Source organism: Monashia sp. HAY1-2A, from assembly GCF_056755315.1.
Window position 1 is genome coordinate 1 of the sequence record NZ_JBNDHY010000850.1, and the last position, 231, is coordinate 231.

Sequence of the window (231 nt, forward strand, 5' to 3'; positions counted from 1 at the left end):
ATACTGAACCAGTCTCGAATCATTATCCTGCGCTCTGTTGAATTCTTCATACACCGACTCCAGCTCCGTATGGAAAAGCCTTAAAACCAGTTCTGAAAATCTTTCATTTTCAATTTTAAGCCATTTCTCCAGCTCGTTATTAGGAATATTATTCTTGTAAACCGTCTCGTCAAACCATGTATGAGCATTGGTTCCTGTAGCACCCAATGAGGAAATAGCCTTGTCATACTC

1 protein-coding gene is annotated in these 231 nt (G+C 39.8%); it reads right to left on the reverse strand.

Annotation, left to right across the window (positions count from 1 at the left end; genetic code table 11):
* On the reverse strand, nucleotides 1-231 hold a 231-nt coding region (locus tag ACPYOM_RS24165), incomplete at both ends, for a hypothetical protein (protein WP_481347928.1).